Here is a 20,000-nt window from a genome sequence, read left to right on the forward strand (position 1 = left end):
GGTGAGATAGGATATCAGTAAATCTCTTTCTCTTCACATTATAATTCAGATAACGCCACAACTGATCTGAATTCTTGTAGTTTTTAGTTTAAATTATTCAAATAAAAACAGCCTTCCAAAGCAATTCAGTTGCTTTTATGCCAAGGGTTGAGCAGGGCTTTAGCTTCTCCTTTTGCTGCCAAAGCTTCTCGATGCTGCCATATTTTTCAGGAGCGTTACTTCTGCCGATGAGAGTGTGCGGTATTCGCCAGGCTGCAGGTTGTTAAGAGTTAGCGGACCGATAGCCGGCCTGATCAGGCGAAGAGTCGGAAACCCAGCAGCAGCTGTCATACGGCGCACCTGCCGGTTCATACCCTGGCTAATTTTAATTTCTACCCAACTGGTCGGAATATTCTGCCTGAAACGGATAGGTTTGGAGCGCTCCCATAGTTGGGGCGGTTCCTCCATCAGACGCGCTTTAGCAGGTGCGGTTTTTATGTTTTTAATGTAAATGCCTTCTTCTAAGGCAGCCAGGGCTTCGGTAGTCGGCACTCCCTCTACCTGCACCCAATACGTTTTCTCTACCTTAAACTTCGGATCCGATAAGCGGTGTTGCAACGCTTTGTCATCAGTGAGCAGCACTAAGCCTTCGCTATCGTAGTCGAGGCGGCCAACCGGGTAAACTCCAGGAACTTTCACATAGTCTTTCAGGGTTAATCTTCCAGTTTCGTCGGTGAACTGCGTTAGTACTTCAAAAGGCTTGTTCAGAATAATGTAGTTCAAAATGTTGGGCTTGCATAAGGTTCAAATCAAAATTGAAGTAAATAAACGAGGACTCAAAATCTATTTTTGTAGTAAATAATACGGTTTACCTGAAAAAATACGCCTAAATACTAAAAACAGCAGCCTCAGATTGTGTTACTTTTGGCTATTAATTTTTTGTATTAATTTATTGATTATCAGGTATTTATTGATTTAAAGTAGCAGAATGATATATTGTTGTGATGTTACTTTGCCTGTCTGTATTTCCTTTTATGGCAGACATATTTGTAGTTCTTTTGAATCATGCCTGAAAACAGGTTGCGAAGTTTACCTAAAAACAGAAGCGATGAAAACTTTTATCATAGATGACGATCCGATAAGCTCTTTCCTGACAGAGGCGGTCCTTCAGATGGAGGACTTTTCAGAGCAAATCGTAACTTTTTCCTCTGCAGAAGAGTCCTTGAGCTTTTTGAATGAGAACATGGAAACGAACGTACCAGAAGTTATATTTCTGGATCTGAACATGCCTTCCATGAATGGATGGCAGTTTCTGCAGGCGCTGAGCCCGCACGAAAATACTTTTTCTAAGAACTGCTCCATCTTTATCCTTACTTCTTCTATCGATTCTTCGGAACAAAAACTTGCCAAAGAACATACGGTGGTAAAAGGCTTTATCAGCAAGCCCATCACAGAAGAACATATTCATTTTATTAAGCAGGGTTTAGGACTTGTAGCTTAATGCTGCGGCTTATCAATTCAGAAATTAGAAGACCATAAAAGCAAAAAGCCCGGCTAAAAACCGGGCTTTTTGCTTTTATAATTTTGGTAAAAGACAGATGTATATCGAAACAGGACATTGTAAAAAGTATTTATTAGATGTATAGCTTTTTGTCTGAATCATGAAACCGGTCAGGTAGAACAAGTTGTGAACGCATACTTACGAATTATGCTAATCATTTTGCCCTCCAAAAGGTTTTTAAGGCGAAAATTGCCAAGGGTATCCAGGTTCGCCAGGAGGTTTATTGCCTTGAGCAACAAGTTCCGAAGCAGCTGGCTGGTATGCGCAGCCTTAGTAACTCCCGTTGTATTTCCGTACAAACCACTCCACACAAATAAGGGCCAGTATCACAAAGAACAGCCATTTCATGCCCACAATGTCGTTAAGCGATTCGGAGCTGTAGATCAGGTTCTGGTGATCGGCTTTCAGAATATCTTCTTCCAGTTGCTGTAGCTGGGCAGGGTAGTAGAGGCGGGAGCCTGTGTTGTTACCCAGCTGAAAGAGCAGGTTATGATCGGCCACTGCGTTAAGGGCCTCCAGTTGTAGTTCCTCTACCACAAACTCGCCCTTGTCTTGCTGCAGTTGTCCGCCTATGGTGGCACTGGCGCTATAACTGTAACGGCCACCGGACAGGGAGCCAATGTTAACGCCTGCCTGATTTTCTCCATTAGCAAAACTGAAGTTTTTGGTGGTGCCGTCTTCCGCGGTAATTTTTAAGCTGATGGTTTGCCCATAAATCGGCTCTAGCGCCTGGTTGTAGGCCTCGGCTTCAAAGTAAATTTCGTCTGCGCTGGAGTATTCGTCGCGGGCAGGGTACACGTTCAGCCGTTTTTTGTTGCGGGGAGCGGTAAGCAGCTGCACCAGGTTTGTAATCAGTTTGTCATATACCTCGGGCTTTTCGTGCGCAGAGGCTTCTGATAAGCGCCACTGCCAGGTGCCGGAGGCGAGGAGGGTGGCGTTGCGGCGGTCGTTGGCGTTCTGCACCACCAATAGAGGGCGGTTGGTGCGCACGCGGCCTACCTGCTGGTACAAAACGGTTTCAGCGTTTTTAGATAACTCGAACTCGGCATAAGGTACGGTGGCCGGTGGGTATTGTAGCAGCCGCTCTGTAGCTTCTGAAGCAAACTTAAACGTACTGAAGTTGGGATTGAGGGCACTTGTTACTTCGTCGGTGTCGCCGGAGCCGCCAATAGAGAGGCCCATGTTGAGCCGGTTAAAAGCCGAAATATCGCTTTGCGGACCGATAATGAACAAAGCAGGCATCTGTTTCTGGCGTACCAGTTGCAACACTGCTTCACCTCCGGGTGTTTTGCCGGGTAGCTGATGCAGCACCGCCACATCGTAGTCCTGTTGTTTCAGGGTGTTTACGCCAGGCACAAACAGCTCTGTCTCGTAATTCTCGTTCGACTCTATGGCTGCCCGAATGGCCTTTATGTCGGGGTGCGGGGCGGCTGCAGCCACCAGAATTTTAATTTTGCCTTTCACCATATCTATGTAGGCGTGCTTGGAGTTGTTGAGGGTTGTAAACTCTCCCTGCAGCGGCTGCACCTCAATTTCGTAGTGGCGTTTGCCAAGTCCTCCGGCCAGCACCGAAAACGGTACCACCTGTAGCGGCCTGTTGGCTTGTAAGATTACCTGCTTGCGCTCCAGCACTTTGCCATTCTCTTTTAGCAGCACATTGGCACCGCTACCGCCAAAGCCTTCGTGTTGAATTTCGGCCTCAATCGGAAATTTATTGCCACTGTAGTTTACTTTGTTGTACCGCAGTGATGTCAGGATTACATCTTTTTTCGGAACCGTATCGCCGATGGCAACCGGGTAAATAGTAAAATTGTAATTGGCGTAGGTAGGCGAGGTTCCCTGGTTTACTATGCCATCTGAGAGCAGGACCACACCCGCCAGGTTCTGCCGTTCCTGATCGGTTTGCGCCTGTTGCAGCAGCTGGTGCAGGTTGGTGGCCTCCTGTTTAAACCGGATATCTGTCAGGTTTTGCACTTCTGGCCCCGCTGCCTCTAAAGTTCTGATTTCGGTGTTGTAGCCATTATCCTGCAGCTTGGACATAAGTTGTTGCAGCCCTTGCTGGGTCTGGCGGAGCTGGCTGGTGTCGGAGAAGAGGGTAACTGAGCTGGAGTTATCTACAGCAAATACAATAGTGGGTTGCAGGGTAGTGTTGCTGAGGTAGCGCACCAGAGGCCCCAGCAACAGGAAGCACAGAAAACTGACTACGGCAAATCTTAAAAAAGACAGCGCCAGGTTCAGGTTTTTAGACCAGGGCGTACGCTTGCTATATAAAAGCCAGGCGTAAAGTGCGCCGGCAGCCAGGCAGGCCAGAATAAGCCAGGGTGAGTAAGTAGTTAATATTCTGAAAGAAGACACGTATGTTCTAATTAGAAATTAAAAATTATGAATCAGAAATCCGAAGTAAGTTAACGCTGCTTTTTGGAGGAGCCAAAACAAGCGGAACTTTGGTTTGGAATAACTATCCGATTTGTGAAACTACAAGAAAGGTATAACGGACCACTTTTTTGTTTAGCATGTTATACGCGGTCTTGTTACGATTAAAATCCACAAATTAATTTATAATTCATAATTTTTAATTTCTAACCAGCAAAGCTTAGGTCAGCATGCCGCCATCTACCTGCAGTACCTGCCCCGAAATATAGGCTGCTTCATCAGATGCCAGGAAGGCAACACAGTTGGCTACATCGCCTGGTGTGCCACCGCGTTTCAGCGGAATAGCCTTGCGCCACTCATCCACCACCTTCTGGTCTAGCTCGCTGGTCATTTCAGTTTCTATAAAGCCGGGAGCCACCGCGTTGCAACGAATATTGCGGGAGCCAAGCTCCAGCGCCACCGATTTCGTGAAACCGATTATACCCGCTTTAGAGGCAGCATAGTTTGCCTGGCCAGCGTTCCCTTTTATACCAACCACCGATGTGATGTTTATAATAGAACCAGCCTTAGCACGCATCATGTGTTTAGTAGCCGATTTGGTGAGGTTGAAAACAGATTTCAGGTTGGTGTTGATTACCGCATCCCACTGGTCTACGCTCATGCGCATCAGCAGACCGTCGCGGGTTATGCCGGCATTGTTAACCAGGATGTCGATTTTGCCGAATTCGCTGATCACATCTTCTACCAGCTTTTCTGCCTGCGCGTTATCGGCTGCATCCGAGCGGAAACCTTTGGCTTTGCCACCGTCAGCAGTCAGTTCCTGCTCCAGTTGCTGTCCTTTTTCAACACTCGACAGGTAGGTGAACGCTACCTGGGCTCCCATTTCCACAAACTTTTGTGCAATGGCGCGGCCTATGCCTTTAGATGCTCCTGTTACCAGGGCTACTTTTCCTTCTAATGTTTTCATAAGGGCCAAAGTTAGAAAAGATTTTCATTAGAATAATTTTTGGCTGCTGATTGTTCGTTTTTGATTGTTAAAAGGCTGAATTGTTGATTTTTTGATTCAGAAATTTGAAGAATCTAAAATTTGGGGATATGAAGATTTGTGAATGTGGAGAAATAGAAATTTAAATAATTGCAGGAGAGCTTATTTAATGCTTCCGGATAAAACACCCTTGAACGATTTCTGATAAAAATCCTTCGGAAGGTCATTTTGATTCAAATAATTAGTATTTCTTCTAAACTGCGATCTAAGCTGATGCTGTAATGGGACCAGATTCATTTTATAAAATTTTAAGTAGTAGTTGTATAACCATAAAGTATTTAGCAGGAGGCTGGCGGAACAGATTTACTTTCTGATTATTGCCCTGTTTTTTATTTTTAATTCTATCATTTTACCCATATTTTAGCAGCTGTTTTCAACCAAAATTTTAGTGCAATGCTCAAACGCAGAATCGGATTTGCCATCCTGATCCTTAGCTCTTTGCTGATTTTCTTCACAACAGCGCAGCCCTTTAACTTTAACACAGCCAGTGAAGTAGAAGAAGAAACGGACGGTTTCTCTTTGGTAGCAGAAGAGGAAGAAGGTCCTGCGCCTATCGTTTTTGGCATCCCGACAGATTCTATGAAGATAGTGGAAGGGGAAGTGAAGCGAGGAGAAAACCTGTCTGTGATCTTGGCTGATTACAATATTTCGGCGGTTACCATCGATAAACTTTCTCAGAAAGCGAAAGATATTTACAACGTCAGGAAAATAAATGCCAGGCAGAAGTACCTGGTGCTGCACGCCAAAGATGCTGCCCGCACCGCCCAATACTTTATTTTTGAGCCAAACAAAGTAGAGTACATTGTTTATGATCTGCGTGGCGACCTGGAGGTTAAAAAAATAAAGCGCGAAATGGAAGTGGTGGAGAAAGCAATCTCCGGTGAGATCAGCCACTCGCTTTATGCCTCCATCCTCAAAGCCGGCGGATCGGCCCAGTTAGTAAACACCTTTGCCGATATCTACGCGTGGCGCCTGGACCTGAACAGAATTCAGCCTGGCGACAAGTTTAAGCTAATTTATGAGGAAAAAGTGGTGAACGGTACCCGCATCGGCGTTGGCAAACTTAAGGCTGCTTATTTTGAGCACCAGGGCCAGCCGCTCTACGCCATCGCCTTCGACCAGGATAACGACAGTGGTTATTTCGACCAGAACGGCAAGAGTCTGAAAAAAGCATTTCTGCGGGAGCCACTCGAGTACAGCCGCATCAGTTCCCGCTACACCATGAACCGTTTCCACCCGGTACAGAAAGTAAACAAGCCACACTTGGGCACCGACTTTGCCGCCCGCGCCGGCACGCCTATCCGTACTGTTGGCGATGGGGTAGTAGTAGAGGCCAAGTTTACGCGCGGCAACGGCAACTATGTTAAAATTAAGCACAACGGCACTTACACAACCCAGTACCTGCACATGTCTAAATTCGCGAAAGGTATTAAAGCAGGTGTGCGGGTGCAGCAGGGGCAAACTATCGGCTATGTTGGCAGCACCGGCCTTGCCACCGGCCCGCACCTGTGCTACCGTTTCTGGAAAAACGGCAAACAGGTAGATGGCCTGAAAGTGCAGTTGCCTGAAGCGGAGCCCATTAACAAAAAACACATGCCGACTTTCCTCACACAAAAAGAAATTATTGTGCAGCAAATGGAAGCGCTTAATACTACTGGCAATAAACCACAGGAATTATTAGCTGTGAAAGAAGGCAATAAATCAGGTGGTGCCTGAGTTGTAGTAATGTTCAATATTGGTTTTGTTAATGCGAAAGGGCAGTCGGTACGGCTGTCCTTTCTCTTTTAGGCTGCATGCTGAATTATTCGAATTAAAGTTGCCTTCAGAAGGTTTTTTGTTCAATTTAAGCCAAGGGTGTTGCCCTTTGGCAACCCAATTTTCTTGTGGTACTCCTTTAAAGTGGCACCCTACACATCTACACATCTTCAAATTTCCAAATCTTCAAATTAAGGATCATAAAGGCTTAAACTGTTCGAACATCTGGTGGCAGTTGTTGCAGAAGTGCAGGGCACGACAAAGGGTGGGGCCAAAGGGCGATCGCATGGTGGTGTTGGTGCTCTGGCAGTTGGGGCAGGTGGCATATTCCAGAATGTCGAGGTCCAGAATGAGATCATAAGTAGGCGGAGGAGCCAGTCCAAAATCTTTAAGCGCGGTCCGTCCTTTTTCAGTTAGCTTGTTGCTGTTCCAGGGGTCATCGAACGACATTCTGACGGTGAAGTGGCTTATGCCATGACGGGCCAGCATTTGCTCCACATCTTTTTTCATATAGTCCATGGCGGGGCAACCGGCAAATGTAGGTGTCATGTTTACCGTTACGTGGCCGTCTACAGCTATATCCACAGCCGTTATCACGCCCAGGTCTACCAGCGATAATACCGGTATCTCAGGGTCTTTTACCTCCTCCAGCAGGCGCAGTATGGCTTCTTTTTCCAGTGTCATGCTACCACTCGGCTGTAGGGTCTATTTTTATGACTTCGGCCATTTCGTTGAGCAGGGGCTGCAGGTATTTGGTGTGCTGCCCGGCGCGGCCGCCCAACATGGGTGGCAGGCTGGAGATGTCGGGCAGGGTTAACTCAGTCTGCGCAACTACCTGCTGTATCTTGGTCAGCCATTCAGCTTTTATCTTTTCTTCGCCGGGGTATATGCCAGTTGCTATCAGTTCCTGCTCGTGCACCGATGGCTCAAACATACCCAGTGCGTAAGGCATGAGGGTGTTTAGGGAGTTCTGCAGGCGCGTAATGGCTTCTTCTGTGGAAGAGCCCAGGTTGCGGAGCCAGGTATTGGCGTGCAGCACGTGGTATTTTATTTCGCCCTTTAGTTTAGTGGCCACTTTGGCGATAGGCGCATAGCTAGAGGTGCTCAGTTTCTCGAACCGGATGGCTTCGGCGTTGTCGTAAAGGAAATGCCGGATCAGGCTGAAATCGAATTCGCCGTTTGGTAACTCTGTGAACTGGCTGTTACGGAAGCGGGAGGCGCTGCGGGAGAAGGCAATAATATCCGGCTCTGGCTCACCCAAATCGTGCAGCAGCGTGTAAAAAGCCAGACTATGCCCGATTTTGTCCTGCGCCATCGACGAAAAGGCTATATCTTCTTCCAGAATAGGTCCCAAACCGGTCCATTCCGAATTGCGGTGCCCTAGTATCAGCTGATCATCGGCTATTTTATAAAGTAAGTCTTTTATGGCTTCTCTCTTCATTTTGTCAGGGCTTTTTGCTCTTCCTCCTCCTTAAACTTTTTAATTCTATCGAGTACCTTGTATGCAGCTGGTTCGCGGTATTTCTTCTCCGGCAGGGTCAGCCACATATCGCGGTCTTCTTCTGCCGACTGCAGTACGTTCTTCGATTTTACGACCCACATATTTACGGCTGGATGTTCGGCCGCAAAGGCGGCTTTGGCTTTATGGTAAGCCTCCTGGTAAGAGGTGGCACCAATGCGGCCAACATGCGTATGCGCTTTACCTCGTTTCTTAAGATGAAACACCTCGTACGACTCAAGTGGCCAGGTAGTATCTTCCGGAATTTCCACTTCGAAGGAGTCGTAAATGTTTTCATCATCGTTGGCGTACGGCGATACCATGATATGCCGCGTGAGCACTACCCACAGGCCACTGCAGGCGGACCGGCGGCTGTACTGCTCTTTGGCAAACAAAAAAGCCACATCGGCATTGGGCGCGTGCACAGGTCCGGCATACGTAAAAGGCGTTTTGTCGCGCTTGCGGGCAAAAACCTCAAACGTCTCGAACTGATCGAATGCTGCCTTGGGCTCCATGGGCGGAAGTTCGCCATCTGGCAGGTTCATGCGGTTAATTCTGGGGTCCAACGATTTCAGCGACATAGTAAGCAAAGTTTAAGGTAAACAGTCGGAGCTTTTCAGCTTCTTTAATTTCAATATTATAGTTGGTGCCTAACGAGTACTGGTAACCTGAAGCAGATGAGTTAGGAGTTGGATAAGAGCAATTATTCGAATGAAAAAGGCCTTCAGAAGGCAGAACCTGAAAAAAGTGCCAAGGGTAAATTTATTCACCCATTCACCCATTCACTCAGTCATTAAAAACCTAAGCCAGCGGGCGCACATATTTGGCTGTCGGGTTTTTTAGGGCAAGGCGTACCCAGGCACCTCTTTCTTCTGCCATACGCCGCACACCAAGGCGCTCGGCGTTACAGGGGCCATCGCCGTTAATTACTTTTCTGAATTCTTCCCAGTCGGGTTCGGTGTATTCCCACTGGCCAGTCTGCTCATTTTTATGCAGGTGCGGGTCTGGTATAGTCAGGCCGATCTCTCTGATCTTAGGAACGTACATGTCGAGGTACTGCTGCCGGCATTCGTCGTTCGAGGCCATTTTAACTTTCCAGCGCATCAGGGTTTCGGTGTGCACGCTTAGTTTGTCAGAGGGCCCAAAAAACGTCATGATCTGGCTCCACCAGCGGTTCAGGGCCTCCTGCACCATCTGGCGCTGCGCCGGCGATCCGGTTGCCATAAATACAACCGAGTCGTGGCCATATTTCAGATGGAAAGCTTCTTCGGCACAAATACGCTCCAGGGCGCGGCAGTAAGGGCCATAGGAGCCTTTTGAGTTAGCCATTTGGTTTACAATAGCGCCGGCATCTATGAGCCACGATATAATGCAGGAGTCGGCCCAGGTATAAGTAGGGTAGTTAAACACATTCGAGTACTTCGATTTCCCGTTTATCAGGTCGGTCAGCATTTCCTCGCGCGATTTACCTAACGTTTCGGCTGCACTATATAAGAGTTGAGCATGGCCTACCTCGTCCTGCACTTTGGCCATTAAGGCAAGTTTGCGCCTGAAGCCGGGAGCGCGCGTAATCCAGGTTCCTTCTGGCAAGGCTCCTATTATTTCGGAGTGGGCATGCTGCTCAATCATCCGGATGAGCTGCATGCGGTAAAGGCGGGGCATCCAATCGTCAGGCTCAATCTTTTCGCCTTGTGCAATACGGGCTTCAAATTCAGCTAGCTTTACAGCATCTTCCTGCTCTAAATCTTCTGCTTTTGTTGCCTCAAACGTGTTTCCTCCTCCGTACATACGCTCTCTGTTTTGTTTTTAGCTGAAAAAGCCGGACCGCAGGCAGCCCGGCACTAATTTTATATAAGCCACACCGGAAGATGTAAGTGTAGTTTTTTCCAGGTTTGGGTTTAGTATTTTTAACTTAGATAAATACAAGTTAAAAACCAGGCTTCAAATTCTGAAGGCTACCAACAGCAGCTCCTGAATAGGTTTTTCTCCCATTGCGTTTATTTAAATATACGCAAACTAACGTTAGTTAGCAAGTTGAAGTTTTTGTTTCTGCTCAATTAGAACAATATTTTAAGTATAGAGCAATTTTAGCAGAGTTTTTACGCTATATAAGTGGGTAAAGAGCCCAAAAAGATATACTCAATTTTGAAGCTAATTTAGGGCTGCTGCGTATGAATTGAATAGGAGGATTCGATACTGATGAATTGATAATGCCTCTGCTGTAGCTGCTGGTGGTATGCTCTGAGTTCTATTTTTATACCCGATGGTAGAGCTGCCCGGCAACAGGTAGTTGGATCGTCTTATATTTTTTTGTTACTTAAAGGATGTCTGGTGCTAAGGCAACTAAAGGAACTGGCGCAGGAGTGAGAAAAGCCGGAAAAGGAGCTATATATGGAGGAGTAGAATCTATAACGGCATCAGCAAGTTGGCAGCCGGAACTTAGGTTAAACCCGAAACTGGAAGCGAAATAAGGTAATTGCATAAACCTTCGTGGCCCCGCAATAAGGCAACAGCCAAAACATACTGATGCCCCCTGCTGTTTTCTAGTTCCGGGGAAAGCCGGTGCAGGATCATCCTCAAAAATTTCTGAATTATGACTGATACTATGAATACTGCTGAAAAGCAAGTGATGGATTTTGTACGTTACCATGTAAAAGACAGGGTAGGGTATATTACCATGGCCCGCGCCGAAAAGCGAAACGCCCTTAATTTTGAGGTGGTGCTGGAACTGAAACGTGCTTTTGCCAGAGCCGAAGACGACGAAAACTGCAAAGTAGTTGTGTTTAGAGCAGAAGGCAACGTATTCTGTGCCGGGGCCGACCTCGAATACCTGCAACTGCTGCAAAAATATAATTACCAGGACAACCTGGCCGACTCAACGCACCTCATGGAACTGTTCCGGGCCATCTATACCCTGAAAAAGGTGGTAATAGCCCAGGTAAACGGACATGCGATAGGGGGAGGATGTGGCCTGGCTACTGTCTGCGATTTTGCCTTTACGGTGCCAGAAGCTAAGTTTGGCTATACCGAAGTTAAAATCGGGTTTATACCGGCCATTGTAAAGGTGTTTCTGCTCCGAAAAATCGGCGAAGCCAAAGCCAAGCATTTGTTACTAACCGGCGACCTTATTTCTGCTCAGGAGGCACTCGCTTTTGGCCTGGTAAATTATGTGGTGCCTACTGAAGAGCTGGAAGAGAAAGTGTTCGCATTCGCTCAGAAACTCTGCACCGAGAACTCACGGCAATCAATGGAGGTCACAAAAGAAATGATCGCGCGCCTGCATGGCAAATCGTTGGAGGAGGCCCTGCAGTATGCCGCCGAAATGAATGCCGTTGCACGTAGCAGCGAAGACTGTCAGCGAGGAATTGCGGCTTTTCTGAACAAAGAAAAGGTGAAGTGGTGATAAAAAAATTCATTATCTCTCCTTATTTAAAACCATTTGTTCATCTTGCTGTTTGTTCGATATGCTGACCGGCATTGGAATCATGATATTAACGTTTGTAGCAATGGAAGGTGTGGCCTGGGCCACACACAAATATGTGCTGCACGGCTTTATGTGGTTTCTGCATAAGTCGCACCATACCAGGCATCAGCACGCGTTTGAGCTGAACGACCTGTTTTTTGCCTACTATGGTATTCTGGCCATGCTCTTCTTCTTATTCGGAGAAAGCCCCCTCGATTACCGGTTCTGGATAGGCGCAGGTATTACCTTATATGGCGTGGCTTATTTCCTGATTCACGATGTGTTTATTCATCGCAGGCTAAAAGTTTTCGGTAAAACATCGCTGGTTTACTTGCGGGCACTTAATATAGCCCACAGGGTGCACCATAAGGTGGCTGGTAAATACGGCTCCGAATCGTTTGGCATGCTTTGGGTAGCCCCCAGGTATTACCGGTCAGCTTCTAACTCAATCAGGAAACAGAAGCAGACAAACCGTGGCTCTTTACTCAATTAAGGAACTTGAACAACTATCAGGTATCAAGGCGCATACTATCCGAATATGGGAGCAGCGTTACCAGATTCTGGCTCCTTCCAGAACAGATACCAATATTCGTTTCTACGACGACGAAGATTTGAAATGGCTGCTCAACATCTCGTTGCTAAACGAGAAGGGCACGAAAATCTCGAAAATCGCTAAAATGACGAAGGAGGAGGTAGCACAAATGGTGCAGCACCTCTGCGAACAGTCATCAGAGTTCGACCACCACATAAACGGCCTCATTACCGCTATGCTCGATTTGGATGAGGCCCTCTTCGACAAAGTACTTTCTACTGCCACCTTGCAACTTGGTTTCCAGAACATGATGCAGGACGTGGTGTATCCTTTCCTGAAGAAGATCGGCATTTTGTGGCAAACCGGCAACATCAGTCCGGCGCATGAGCATTTTATAAGCAACCTGATCCGCCAGAAGATACTTGTCGCGATAGATGGGCAGGTGGTGCGGCGGCGCGACGGCCACCCAACCTACATGCTCTTTCTGCCGGAAGGCGAAATGCACGAGATTGCTTTGCTCTACATGAACTACCTGCTGCGGACCTTACAAATTTACACCTTGTATCTGGGGCAGAGCCTGCCTTTCGAGGACCTGAAGCTTTGCTATAAAAGTTTTAAGGCAGATTATATTTGTACGGTGCTCACCTCCACACCAGAACGCAGCGAGGTGCAGGCTTACATCGATACCTTGTCTGCCACTTTTCCGGAAGCTACTATTATGGTGTATGGTTCCCAGGTGCAGCACGATTTCCTGGTATTCCCGGCAAATGTAACGCACCTGACGAGCATGCAGGATTTTGTGTCGGAGATAACTGCCACCGCAAAACATTCCCAGGTAGCCAGGTAACCTAAAACTAAACCCTATCAAGAGTCAACTGCAGCCTGCAGCCTGAATTATTCTAATGAAAACGGCCTTCAAAAGCTTTTGAGGCAATTCAGCCTCAAGGGTCAACGTGTTGTGTAAACGTATGGGTAGTCAGGTGTATATGCCATGACTGTTTACGCAGTACTGTTAAGGTAAAAAAGGTTGTAGAAAGCATGCGCATAGTACGATCACTTAAGTATACCAGCCACACCCAACCAATTCAATATATTCTGACCTGTACCCGCACAACCACTATCACCACTCTAACAGAAGTCGCCCATAGCAGGCAACTTCTTGCTTTCGTACCATTAGGGTCTCGTTTTTGAAGACCCCTGCAAATACCAATTAATTAAATTTTTTTGGCGTTCCTTTTTCTAAACAACCTGCTGCTCCTGAACAAGCGATAGTTCTATAGAACAAATTTTTACCGGATAGGTGAAAAATAGACTTCTAAAAGCTCGGGTTATGCTACAAAAATAGCTGCTGAATAAAATATTTTGTTTAATACTTTTAAATGTAAATTAAACAAAATACCTTTATTATAGAAAACTAGCTTATTTTGTTTGCGTATACGATAAAAATATTAAACAAATATGACAGCTCTGGAATTTAGTAATCATGTGCAGCTGCTGGCACATAACATGCGTCAGGCGGCTATGCGGCTCACGCAAGATGCAGACGATGCCAAAGACCTCGTGCAGGAGACTCTGCTCAAGGCGCTGCTAAACCGCGAAAAGTTTTTGCCGGGTACAAACCTGAAAGCGTGGTTATTTACAATTATGCGCAACTCATTCATCAACAACTACAACAAGGTGACGAAGCGCAGCAGCAATTCCGACTTCGACGATTTTCTGCACCACCTTAATCACGACGAAAATTTCATGACGCATAACAAAGGCACTTCATCTTTCGTCATGAGTGATATTCAGACAGCTATAGATGCCTTGCAGGAGGAGCACCGTACACCCTTTATGATGTACTATGTTGGTTACAAATACCTCGAAATTGCAGAAATGCTCAAAATTCCGATCGGTACGGTAAAAAATCGCATCTTTATTGCCAGGCAGGAGCTTAAGGCTATGCTTAAGACCTACCAGGCGGGTGCCTGATACCAACCATGCGTGCTAATCATACTTTATGAATCGGAAAAAAGTAATTGTCATCGGCTCCGGCTTTTCCGGGTTATCGGCTGCTACCAGTCTGGCTGCCGAAGGCTTTGAGGTAACGGTGCTCGAGAAAAATGCCACCCCTGGCGGCAGGGCCAGAAGCTACAGTGCCCAGGGCTTCACCTTCGACATGGGGCCCAGCTGGTACTGGATGCCCGATGTGTTTGAGAGCTATTTCCAGAACTTTGGCAAATCAACTTCCGATTATTATAACCTGAAGCGGCTCGACCCATCGTACACCGTTGTGTTTGGCGAAAATGATTTTATGCAGGTGCCGGCTTCTACCACTGCCTTACGGGCTATGTTCGAGGAACTGGAGCCGGGCAGCGGCCCCAGGCTCGATGAGTTTCTGAAGCAGGCTGCTTATAAGTACAAAGTAGGTATTAATAATCTGGTGTATAAACCCAGCCGGTCTGTTAGCGAGTTTGTAAGCCTGAAGCTGCTGTATGATGTCGTCCGGATGGATGTTTTTCAGTCGTTCCATAAACATATCAGGCGCTTTTTCAGCCACAGTAAAATCATCAAGCTCATGGAGTTCCCGATTTTGTTCCTGGGTGCGCTACCTGAAAATACGCCTGCTCTCTACAGTTTAATGAACTACGCCGACATAAGCCTCGGCACCTGGTACCCCATGGGCGGTATGTACAGAATAGTGGAAGGCATGGTGCAGCTGGCAGAAGAAAAAGGCGTTCAGTTTCTGTATAATCAGGATGTTCGGGGAATTCTGGTGGAAAACGGAGAGGCAACAGGTGTGGTTACAGCCTCTGGCCGTTTTGAGGCCGATGTAGTAGTGGCCAGTGCCGATTACCACCATGTAGAGAAACAACTGCTGCCAAAAGCCAGCCAGAGTTACTCCGATAAGTATTGGGAGGAGCGTGTTATGGCACCTTCATCCCTGATCTTTTACCTGGGTATAAATAAAAAACTCCAGAACCTGAACCACCACAACCTGTTTTTCGACGAAAACTTCGGGCCCCACGCACACGAAATTTATACCGACCCTAAATGGCCTACTAAACCATTATTTTATGTGTCGGCTCCATCTGTAACAGACAGCGGCGTAGCACCTGATGGCTGCGAGAACCTGTTCGTGCTGATACCGGTGGCCCCTGGCTTGGCTGATACCGAAGAGGTACGCGAAAAATACTACCACCTGGTAATGGATAGGCTGGAGCGCCTTACCAAACAGGAAATTAAGAACAGCGTAATATATAAGCGAAGCTATGCACACCACGATTTCGAGTCTGACTACAACGCTTTCAAAGGTAACGCCTACGGGCTTGCCAACACCCTGATGCAAACTGCGCTTCTTAAGCCAGCCCTTAAAAGTAAAAAAGTAAGTAATTTATATTATACCGGGCAACTAACCGTGCCAGGACCTGGCGTGCCGCCTTCGCTTATTTCGGGGCAGGTAGTGGCCAGAGAAATTGTGAAGGAGAACAAGGTTGCTGTTGTCGCTTAAGGCGTGGAGTGTCGATATTTTATAAAACAACTCCCGCCTCTCAAATCTAATTATGTAAACAAACAGTTCGTACATGGAGCTATTCAACCAGACTTGCCTGAAGTGCAGCAAAGTGATAACAGAGGCCTACAGCACCTCCTTCACCCTAGGAATAAAGACGCTGCACCGCAAATTTCATTTCCCGATTTATGCTATTTATGGGTTTGTGCGGTTAGCCGACGAAATTGTAGATACCTTTCATGACTATGAGAAGCGTGAGCTGCTGCAGGACTTTAAGCGCCAAACCTCCGATGCACTCGAAAAACGCATAAGCCTGAACCCGGTGCTGCAATCCTTTCAGGAAGTTGTGCATACCTACCACATCGACCGCTCTTATATAGATGCCTTTCTGAAAAGCATGGAGATGGACCTGGATGACCATGTGTACGACCGGGCGCTGTACGAGGAGTACATCTATGGTTCTGCTGAAGTAGTAGGCCTTATGTGCCTGAAGGTTTTCTGCGAAGGCGACCACGAAATGTTCGACCGCTTAAAGAAACCCGCCTGCAGCCTGGGAGCCGCTTTTCAGAAAGTTAACTTCCTGCGCGATTTTAAAAGCGATTACGATGAGCGTGGGCGCGTTTATTTCCCTAAAGTCGATATCAAGAATTTCAACAACATAAGCAAAGCAGAGATAGAAGCCGATATAGTGAAGGACTTTGAGGAAGCTTACAAAGGCATACTGGCACTTCCGCGTGGCGCACGCATGGGAGTTTACCTGGCTTATGTGTACTACCTGAAGCTTTTTAAGCGCATCCAGCACCTGCCTGCAACCCATATACTGCAGGAACGCGTAAGAATACCAGACAACACTAAGCTGGCACTGTTGCTGGGCTCCTATGTCAGGTATAGATTAAATGTGATTTAACGTGAGAAAACTTCTGCTGATTTTCCTGTTCTGTGCAACAGGCCTTGCCTTTGGTAATAATTTGAATACATATAACCTGCCGGAATTACGGAAAAAATACCTGGCAGCCAGCCAGGATAGTGAGGAAGGAAAAAGCTTCTATGCACTCATGAGCAGTTATAAAGAAAAGGAGCCGGTGGTAATGGCTTACAAAGCGGTGTCGGAGGCGACCATGGCCAAGTATGTCTGGAACCCTTACCAGAAGCTGAAGCACTTGAAGCAATCGGCTGCTATTTTTGATGAAGCGGTACAGCTAGATAACCAGAACCCGGAAATCCACTTTCTGCGGTTTACGGTGGAGCACTACGTGCCGCGCTACCTGAACCTGAGCAACCATGTGGCAGAAGATAAAAAAATAATTATGCAAAGCCTGAAGGCGCATCCCAACTCGGGCATCTCGCCGGAGTGGGCCCGCACCATGCGCGACTTCATGCTGACAAAAGACCATTGCACAGAAGAAGAAAAAAAGGTTTTGCGCAACGTAAACATCTAAATGTACATCTACCTATACCTCGATATTTTTACTATCTTTTTCCCGTTTCTGCTTTCTTTCGATAAGAAGGTAGCATTTTATAAAAACTGGCCTTATCTGTTTCCGGCGATCCTGCTGAACGCTGTCTTGTTCATTATCTGGGATGTGTTGTTTACAAAGGCAGGTATCTGGGGTTTTAATGAGGCGTATCTGGTGGGCATATACCTGTTCAACCTACCGCTGGAGGAGGTTCTTTTTTTTATAGTGGTGCCGTATGCCTGTGTCTTTATCTATGATGTGCTAAATGCGTATATAACTAAAGACCTGTTGCAACGATCCGCCAAACCTGTAACCTACGCGCTGGTGCCGGTGCTGGTGCTGCTGGCCTTGCTCAACGCAGAGCGCCTGTACACCTCCATAACTTTCGGGCTTTTAGCGCTGCTGCTGTTGGTGCACCTGAGGGTGTTTGGTACCCGAATTCTGGGTCGCTTTTACCTGATGTACCTGGTGCACCTGGTGCCTTTTCTGCTGGTAAACGGCGTGCTGACGTACCTGCCCATTGTGTGGTATAACAACGACTATAACCTGGGCCTGCGCATAGTTTCTATTCCGGTAGAAGATACCATGTACTCTATGCTGATGTTGTTGCTCACAATTTCCGTCTACGAAAAGCTGCGGCAGCGCCAGACCAAAAAACATTTTGAACCACATCTTGTTTAGTGTGTATGAAGAGCCTCCAAGTCACAATAGATTCAAATTCCGGATTCTGCTTTGGTGTGGTATATGCCATACAAATGGCAGAGGATATACTGGAGGAGCAGGGATACCTGTATTGCCTGGGCGACATCGTGCACAACGACGAAGAAGTGGAGCGGCTGCAGCAGCAGGGCCTTCGTATTATTGACCACCACCAGCTCCGGGAGCTCCGGAACGAAACTGTTCTGATAAGGGCACATGGTGAGCCACCAGAAACCTACCAGACCGCCCTGGAGAACAACCTGACGATTATTGATGCCTCTTGCCCGGTGGTGCTAAAACTGCAAAACCGCATAAAAGCCTCATACGATAAAAACGAGAAAATCTACATCTACGGAAAGCACGGGCATGCTGAGGTAATGGGCCTGCTGGGGCAGACAAACAATAACGCTGTTGTGTTTGAAGGCATAGATGACCTGCTGCAACACCAGTTGCCGCAACAGGTAACGCTTTACAGCCAAACCACTAAAAGCACCGATAATTTCTATAAGGTAAAAGAAGTGATGGAGCAGCAGGGGGTAGAGGTGCTTGCCAACGACACCATCTGCAGGCAGGTCTCTAACCGCGACAAGGATTTACGCAAATTTGCCGCTCAGTTCGATAAGGTTATCTTTGTATCAGGCACTAAATCCTCTAACGGTAAAGTTCTGTACCAGGTCTGTAAAGACACCAACCCCGAAACCCGTTTTGTGTCGAAGGTGGAGGAGTTGCAACAAGAGTGGTTTACCAACGGCGATACCGTAGGGATTTGCGGTGCTACCTCTACGCCACTTTGGCTCATGGAAGAAGTTCGGGATGCATTGCAGCAATTTTAAATGGTTAGAGCAGGTCAGAAAGACGTTCGTGGAATAGTGATTGCGGCAGTTATTATAATCGCCTGGTTTCTGCTGCTGGCTTATTTGTTGCAGCTGCCTGTTAATTTCACATCGCCGGTTACCTACCTGTTCGTGCTGCTGCAAACACACCTCTACACCGGTATGTTTATAACCGCCCACGATGCCATGCATGGCGTGGCAGCACCGGGTCGTCCTGCTTTAAATAAGGCACTCGGAACCGTGGCGGCTTTTCTTTTTGCCTATAACTGGTACCCACGCTTACTGCCTCGCCACCACCAGCACCACCGCCACGTGGCAACCGACCAGGACCCTGATTTTCATCATGGTTCCTTCTGGCCCTGGTACTTCAGTTTTCTGAAGCAGTATATTACCTGGTGGCAGCTCCTGCTCATGGCCATTACCTTTAACGTGCTAAAATTCTTTTTCCCTATCGAGAACGTGGTGCTTTTCTGGATGCTGCCTGCTATTCTGGCTACCTTTCAGTTGTTTTACTTCGGTACCTACCAACCGCATAAAGGCGAGCATGAGCCAGGCAACAAGCATAAATCAACAACACAGTCTAAAAACCATGTTTGGGCTTTTTTAAGTTGTTACTTTTTCGGGTACCATTACGAGCACCACGACAAGCCATACCTGCCTTGGTGGCAACTGTATAAAGAGAAAACATGAGAGGCAAAAAAGGGAACGGCAGTGGCTCCCTTCTTTGCCTCTCATGTTTTGCTATATAAATAGCATACCTTCAGTTGAAGCAGTCAAATTATTCAAATAAAAATAGCCTTCCAAAGGTTTTTTATCAGAAACTTGCCAAGGGGGGCTACCCGACATAATTCAATTTCCTGCACTAACCCTTGAATAATTTGGGGCTAAAGGCCTTATGAAGGGCAAAATCATTAGAATAATTTGTGGCAAGGAAGCTTTGTAAGGCACTTTAGTGGTCGCCAGCTTCTTTTTTGCAGCAATCATCTAACCTGTTGTAGGCACGCTCCTGGGCTGGTTTATCGTCTGCATCGTACCCTGTGGCGTTTACAGCTTTAATAATATTCTCGGGGTTCGTTTTTTTGCTGTCGTACACAACAGTGAACATTTTCGACTTCACATCCAGAGATGAGGATTTAACACCTTTCTCGTAGGCCATTGCCTTTTCAAGTGTTTTTTTGCACATACTGCAAACGGCAGAAGTTTTAATTTGCACGGTCTCTTCCCCTTTTTTCTGTGACTGTGCTTGAACTGCCGTGCTTAGCATAAACATGGTAAAAGCGAAAAAGATAGCTTTCAGGTTTTTCATGGTTGT

Annotated in this window: 20 protein-coding genes; 12 read left to right on the forward strand and 8 right to left on the reverse strand. The window is 46.9% G+C overall.

Annotation, left to right across the window (positions count from 1 at the left end; genetic code table 11):
- Positions 1 to 159: 159 nt before the first annotated feature.
- On the reverse strand, positions 160 to 762 hold the full coding sequence (locus tag FVR03_RS13555; protein ID WP_147922297.1) for a pseudouridine synthase: 603 nt from the start codon (positions 760 to 762) through the stop codon (positions 160 to 162).
- Positions 763 to 1,087: 325 nt separating this feature from the next.
- Here FVR03_RS13555 and FVR03_RS13560 point away from each other — a divergent pair, with 325 nt between their 5' ends.
- A complete protein-coding gene (locus FVR03_RS13560; RefSeq protein WP_187270161.1) occupies positions 1,088 to 1,480 on the forward strand; it encodes a response regulator in 393 nt (130 codons plus the stop codon).
- A gap of 330 nt (positions 1,481 to 1,810) precedes the next feature.
- Here FVR03_RS13560 and FVR03_RS13565 read toward each other — a convergent pair whose 3' ends face one another.
- Positions 1,811 to 3,895: a vWA domain-containing protein gene (locus tag FVR03_RS13565; protein WP_147922299.1), complete on the reverse strand. Its 2,085-nt coding sequence runs from the start codon at positions 3,893 to 3,895 to the stop codon at positions 1,811 to 1,813.
- A 238-nt stretch (positions 3,896 to 4,133) separates the two neighbouring features.
- Positions 4,134 to 4,880 (reverse strand): 3-oxoacyl-[acyl-carrier-protein] reductase, encoded by a 747-nt coding sequence (gene fabG, locus FVR03_RS13570; RefSeq protein WP_147922300.1) that lies wholly within the window; start codon positions 4,878 to 4,880, stop codon positions 4,134 to 4,136.
- A 471-nt stretch (positions 4,881 to 5,351) separates the two neighbouring features.
- Between fabG and FVR03_RS13575 the strand changes: the two genes are divergently transcribed.
- Positions 5,352 to 6,674, forward strand: a complete 1,323-nt coding sequence (locus tag FVR03_RS13575; protein WP_147922301.1) for a peptidoglycan DD-metalloendopeptidase family protein — start codon at positions 5,352 to 5,354, stop codon at positions 6,672 to 6,674.
- A 237-nt stretch (positions 6,675 to 6,911) separates the two neighbouring features.
- Here the strand turns inward: FVR03_RS13575 and paaD are convergent, their stop codons facing one another.
- The 4 genes from paaD to paaA all read right to left on the reverse strand — a co-directional run bounded on the left by paaD (position 6,912) and on the right by paaA (position 9,999).
- On the reverse strand, positions 6,912 to 7,397 hold the full coding sequence (gene paaD, locus FVR03_RS13580; RefSeq protein ID WP_147922302.1) for a 1,2-phenylacetyl-CoA epoxidase subunit PaaD: 486 nt from the start codon (positions 7,395 to 7,397) through the stop codon (positions 6,912 to 6,914).
- 1 nt (position 7,398) lies between these two features.
- Positions 7,399 to 8,154 (reverse strand): 1,2-phenylacetyl-CoA epoxidase subunit PaaC, encoded by a 756-nt coding sequence (gene paaC / locus FVR03_RS13585; RefSeq protein WP_147922303.1) that lies wholly within the window; start codon positions 8,152 to 8,154, stop codon positions 7,399 to 7,401.
- Positions 8,151 to 8,792 (reverse strand): phenylacetic acid degradation b, encoded by a 642-nt coding sequence (locus FVR03_RS13590; RefSeq protein ID WP_147922304.1) that lies wholly within the window; start codon positions 8,790 to 8,792, stop codon positions 8,151 to 8,153. The genes paaC and FVR03_RS13590 overlap by 4 nt, the downstream gene beginning before the upstream one ends.
- A gap of 220 nt (positions 8,793 to 9,012) precedes the next feature.
- Entirely contained in the window at positions 9,013 to 9,999 is a 987-nt protein-coding gene (paaA, locus tag FVR03_RS13595) for a 1,2-phenylacetyl-CoA epoxidase subunit PaaA (RefSeq protein WP_147922305.1), read from the reverse strand.
- 805 nt (positions 10,000 to 10,804) lie between these two features.
- Here paaA and FVR03_RS13600 point away from each other — a divergent pair.
- From FVR03_RS13600 to FVR03_RS13645, 10 genes are all read left to right on the forward strand, one after another.
- Positions 10,805 to 11,614, forward strand: coding sequence for an enoyl-CoA hydratase/isomerase family protein (locus FVR03_RS13600; RefSeq protein WP_439651047.1), 810 nt, complete (start codon positions 10,805 to 10,807; stop codon positions 11,612 to 11,614).
- An 82-nt stretch (positions 11,615 to 11,696) separates the two neighbouring features.
- Positions 11,697 to 12,167: a sterol desaturase family protein gene (locus FVR03_RS13605; RefSeq protein WP_255474218.1), complete on the forward strand. Its 471-nt coding sequence runs from the start codon at positions 11,697 to 11,699 to the stop codon at positions 12,165 to 12,167.
- The gene (locus tag FVR03_RS13610) at positions 12,148 to 13,053 is read left to right on the forward strand and encodes a MerR family transcriptional regulator (protein ID WP_147922306.1); all 906 of its coding nucleotides are present in this window, start codon (positions 12,148 to 12,150) and stop codon (positions 13,051 to 13,053) included. Before FVR03_RS13605 ends, FVR03_RS13610 begins: the two co-directional genes overlap by 20 nt.
- A gap of 611 nt (positions 13,054 to 13,664) precedes the next feature.
- Positions 13,665 to 14,180 (forward strand): RNA polymerase sigma factor, encoded by a 516-nt coding sequence (locus FVR03_RS13615; protein ID WP_147922307.1) that lies wholly within the window; start codon positions 13,665 to 13,667, stop codon positions 14,178 to 14,180.
- A gap of 28 nt (positions 14,181 to 14,208) precedes the next feature.
- The gene (gene crtID, locus FVR03_RS13620) at positions 14,209 to 15,699 is read left to right on the forward strand and encodes a bifunctional phytoene desaturase/3,4-desaturase (protein ID WP_147922308.1); all 1,491 of its coding nucleotides are present in this window, start codon (positions 14,209 to 14,211) and stop codon (positions 15,697 to 15,699) included.
- A gap of 73 nt (positions 15,700 to 15,772) precedes the next feature.
- Entirely contained in the window at positions 15,773 to 16,606 is an 834-nt protein-coding gene (locus FVR03_RS13625; RefSeq protein WP_147922309.1) for a phytoene/squalene synthase family protein, read from the forward strand.
- A gap of 1 nt (position 16,607) precedes the next feature.
- Positions 16,608 to 17,138 carry a hypothetical protein gene (locus FVR03_RS13630; protein WP_147922310.1) on the forward strand — a complete coding sequence of 177 codons (531 nt, stop codon included), beginning with the start codon at positions 16,608 to 16,610 and terminating at the stop codon, positions 17,136 to 17,138.
- Positions 17,139 to 17,837, forward strand: coding sequence for a lycopene cyclase domain-containing protein (locus tag FVR03_RS13635; protein ID WP_147922311.1), 699 nt, complete (start codon positions 17,139 to 17,141; stop codon positions 17,835 to 17,837).
- Positions 17,838 to 17,842: 5 nt separating this feature from the next.
- Positions 17,843 to 18,688 carry a 4-hydroxy-3-methylbut-2-enyl diphosphate reductase gene (locus FVR03_RS13640; protein ID WP_147922312.1) on the forward strand — a complete coding sequence of 282 codons (846 nt, stop codon included), beginning with the start codon at positions 17,843 to 17,845 and terminating at the stop codon, positions 18,686 to 18,688.
- A complete protein-coding gene (locus tag FVR03_RS13645) occupies positions 18,689 to 19,378 on the forward strand; it encodes a fatty acid desaturase (RefSeq protein WP_147922313.1) in 690 nt (229 codons plus the stop codon).
- Between the two features lie 259 nt (positions 19,379 to 19,637).
- Here FVR03_RS13645 and FVR03_RS13650 read toward each other — a convergent pair whose 3' ends face one another.
- On the reverse strand, positions 19,638 to 19,994 hold the full coding sequence (locus FVR03_RS13650) for a heavy-metal-associated domain-containing protein (RefSeq protein WP_147922314.1): 357 nt from the start codon (positions 19,992 to 19,994) through the stop codon (positions 19,638 to 19,640).
- Positions 19,995 to 20,000 lie beyond the last annotated feature (6 nt).

Origin of the sequence: Pontibacter qinzhouensis (assembly GCF_008017455.1) — a bacterium.
Lineage (GTDB): Bacteria > Bacteroidota > Bacteroidia > Cytophagales > Hymenobacteraceae > Pontibacter > Pontibacter qinzhouensis.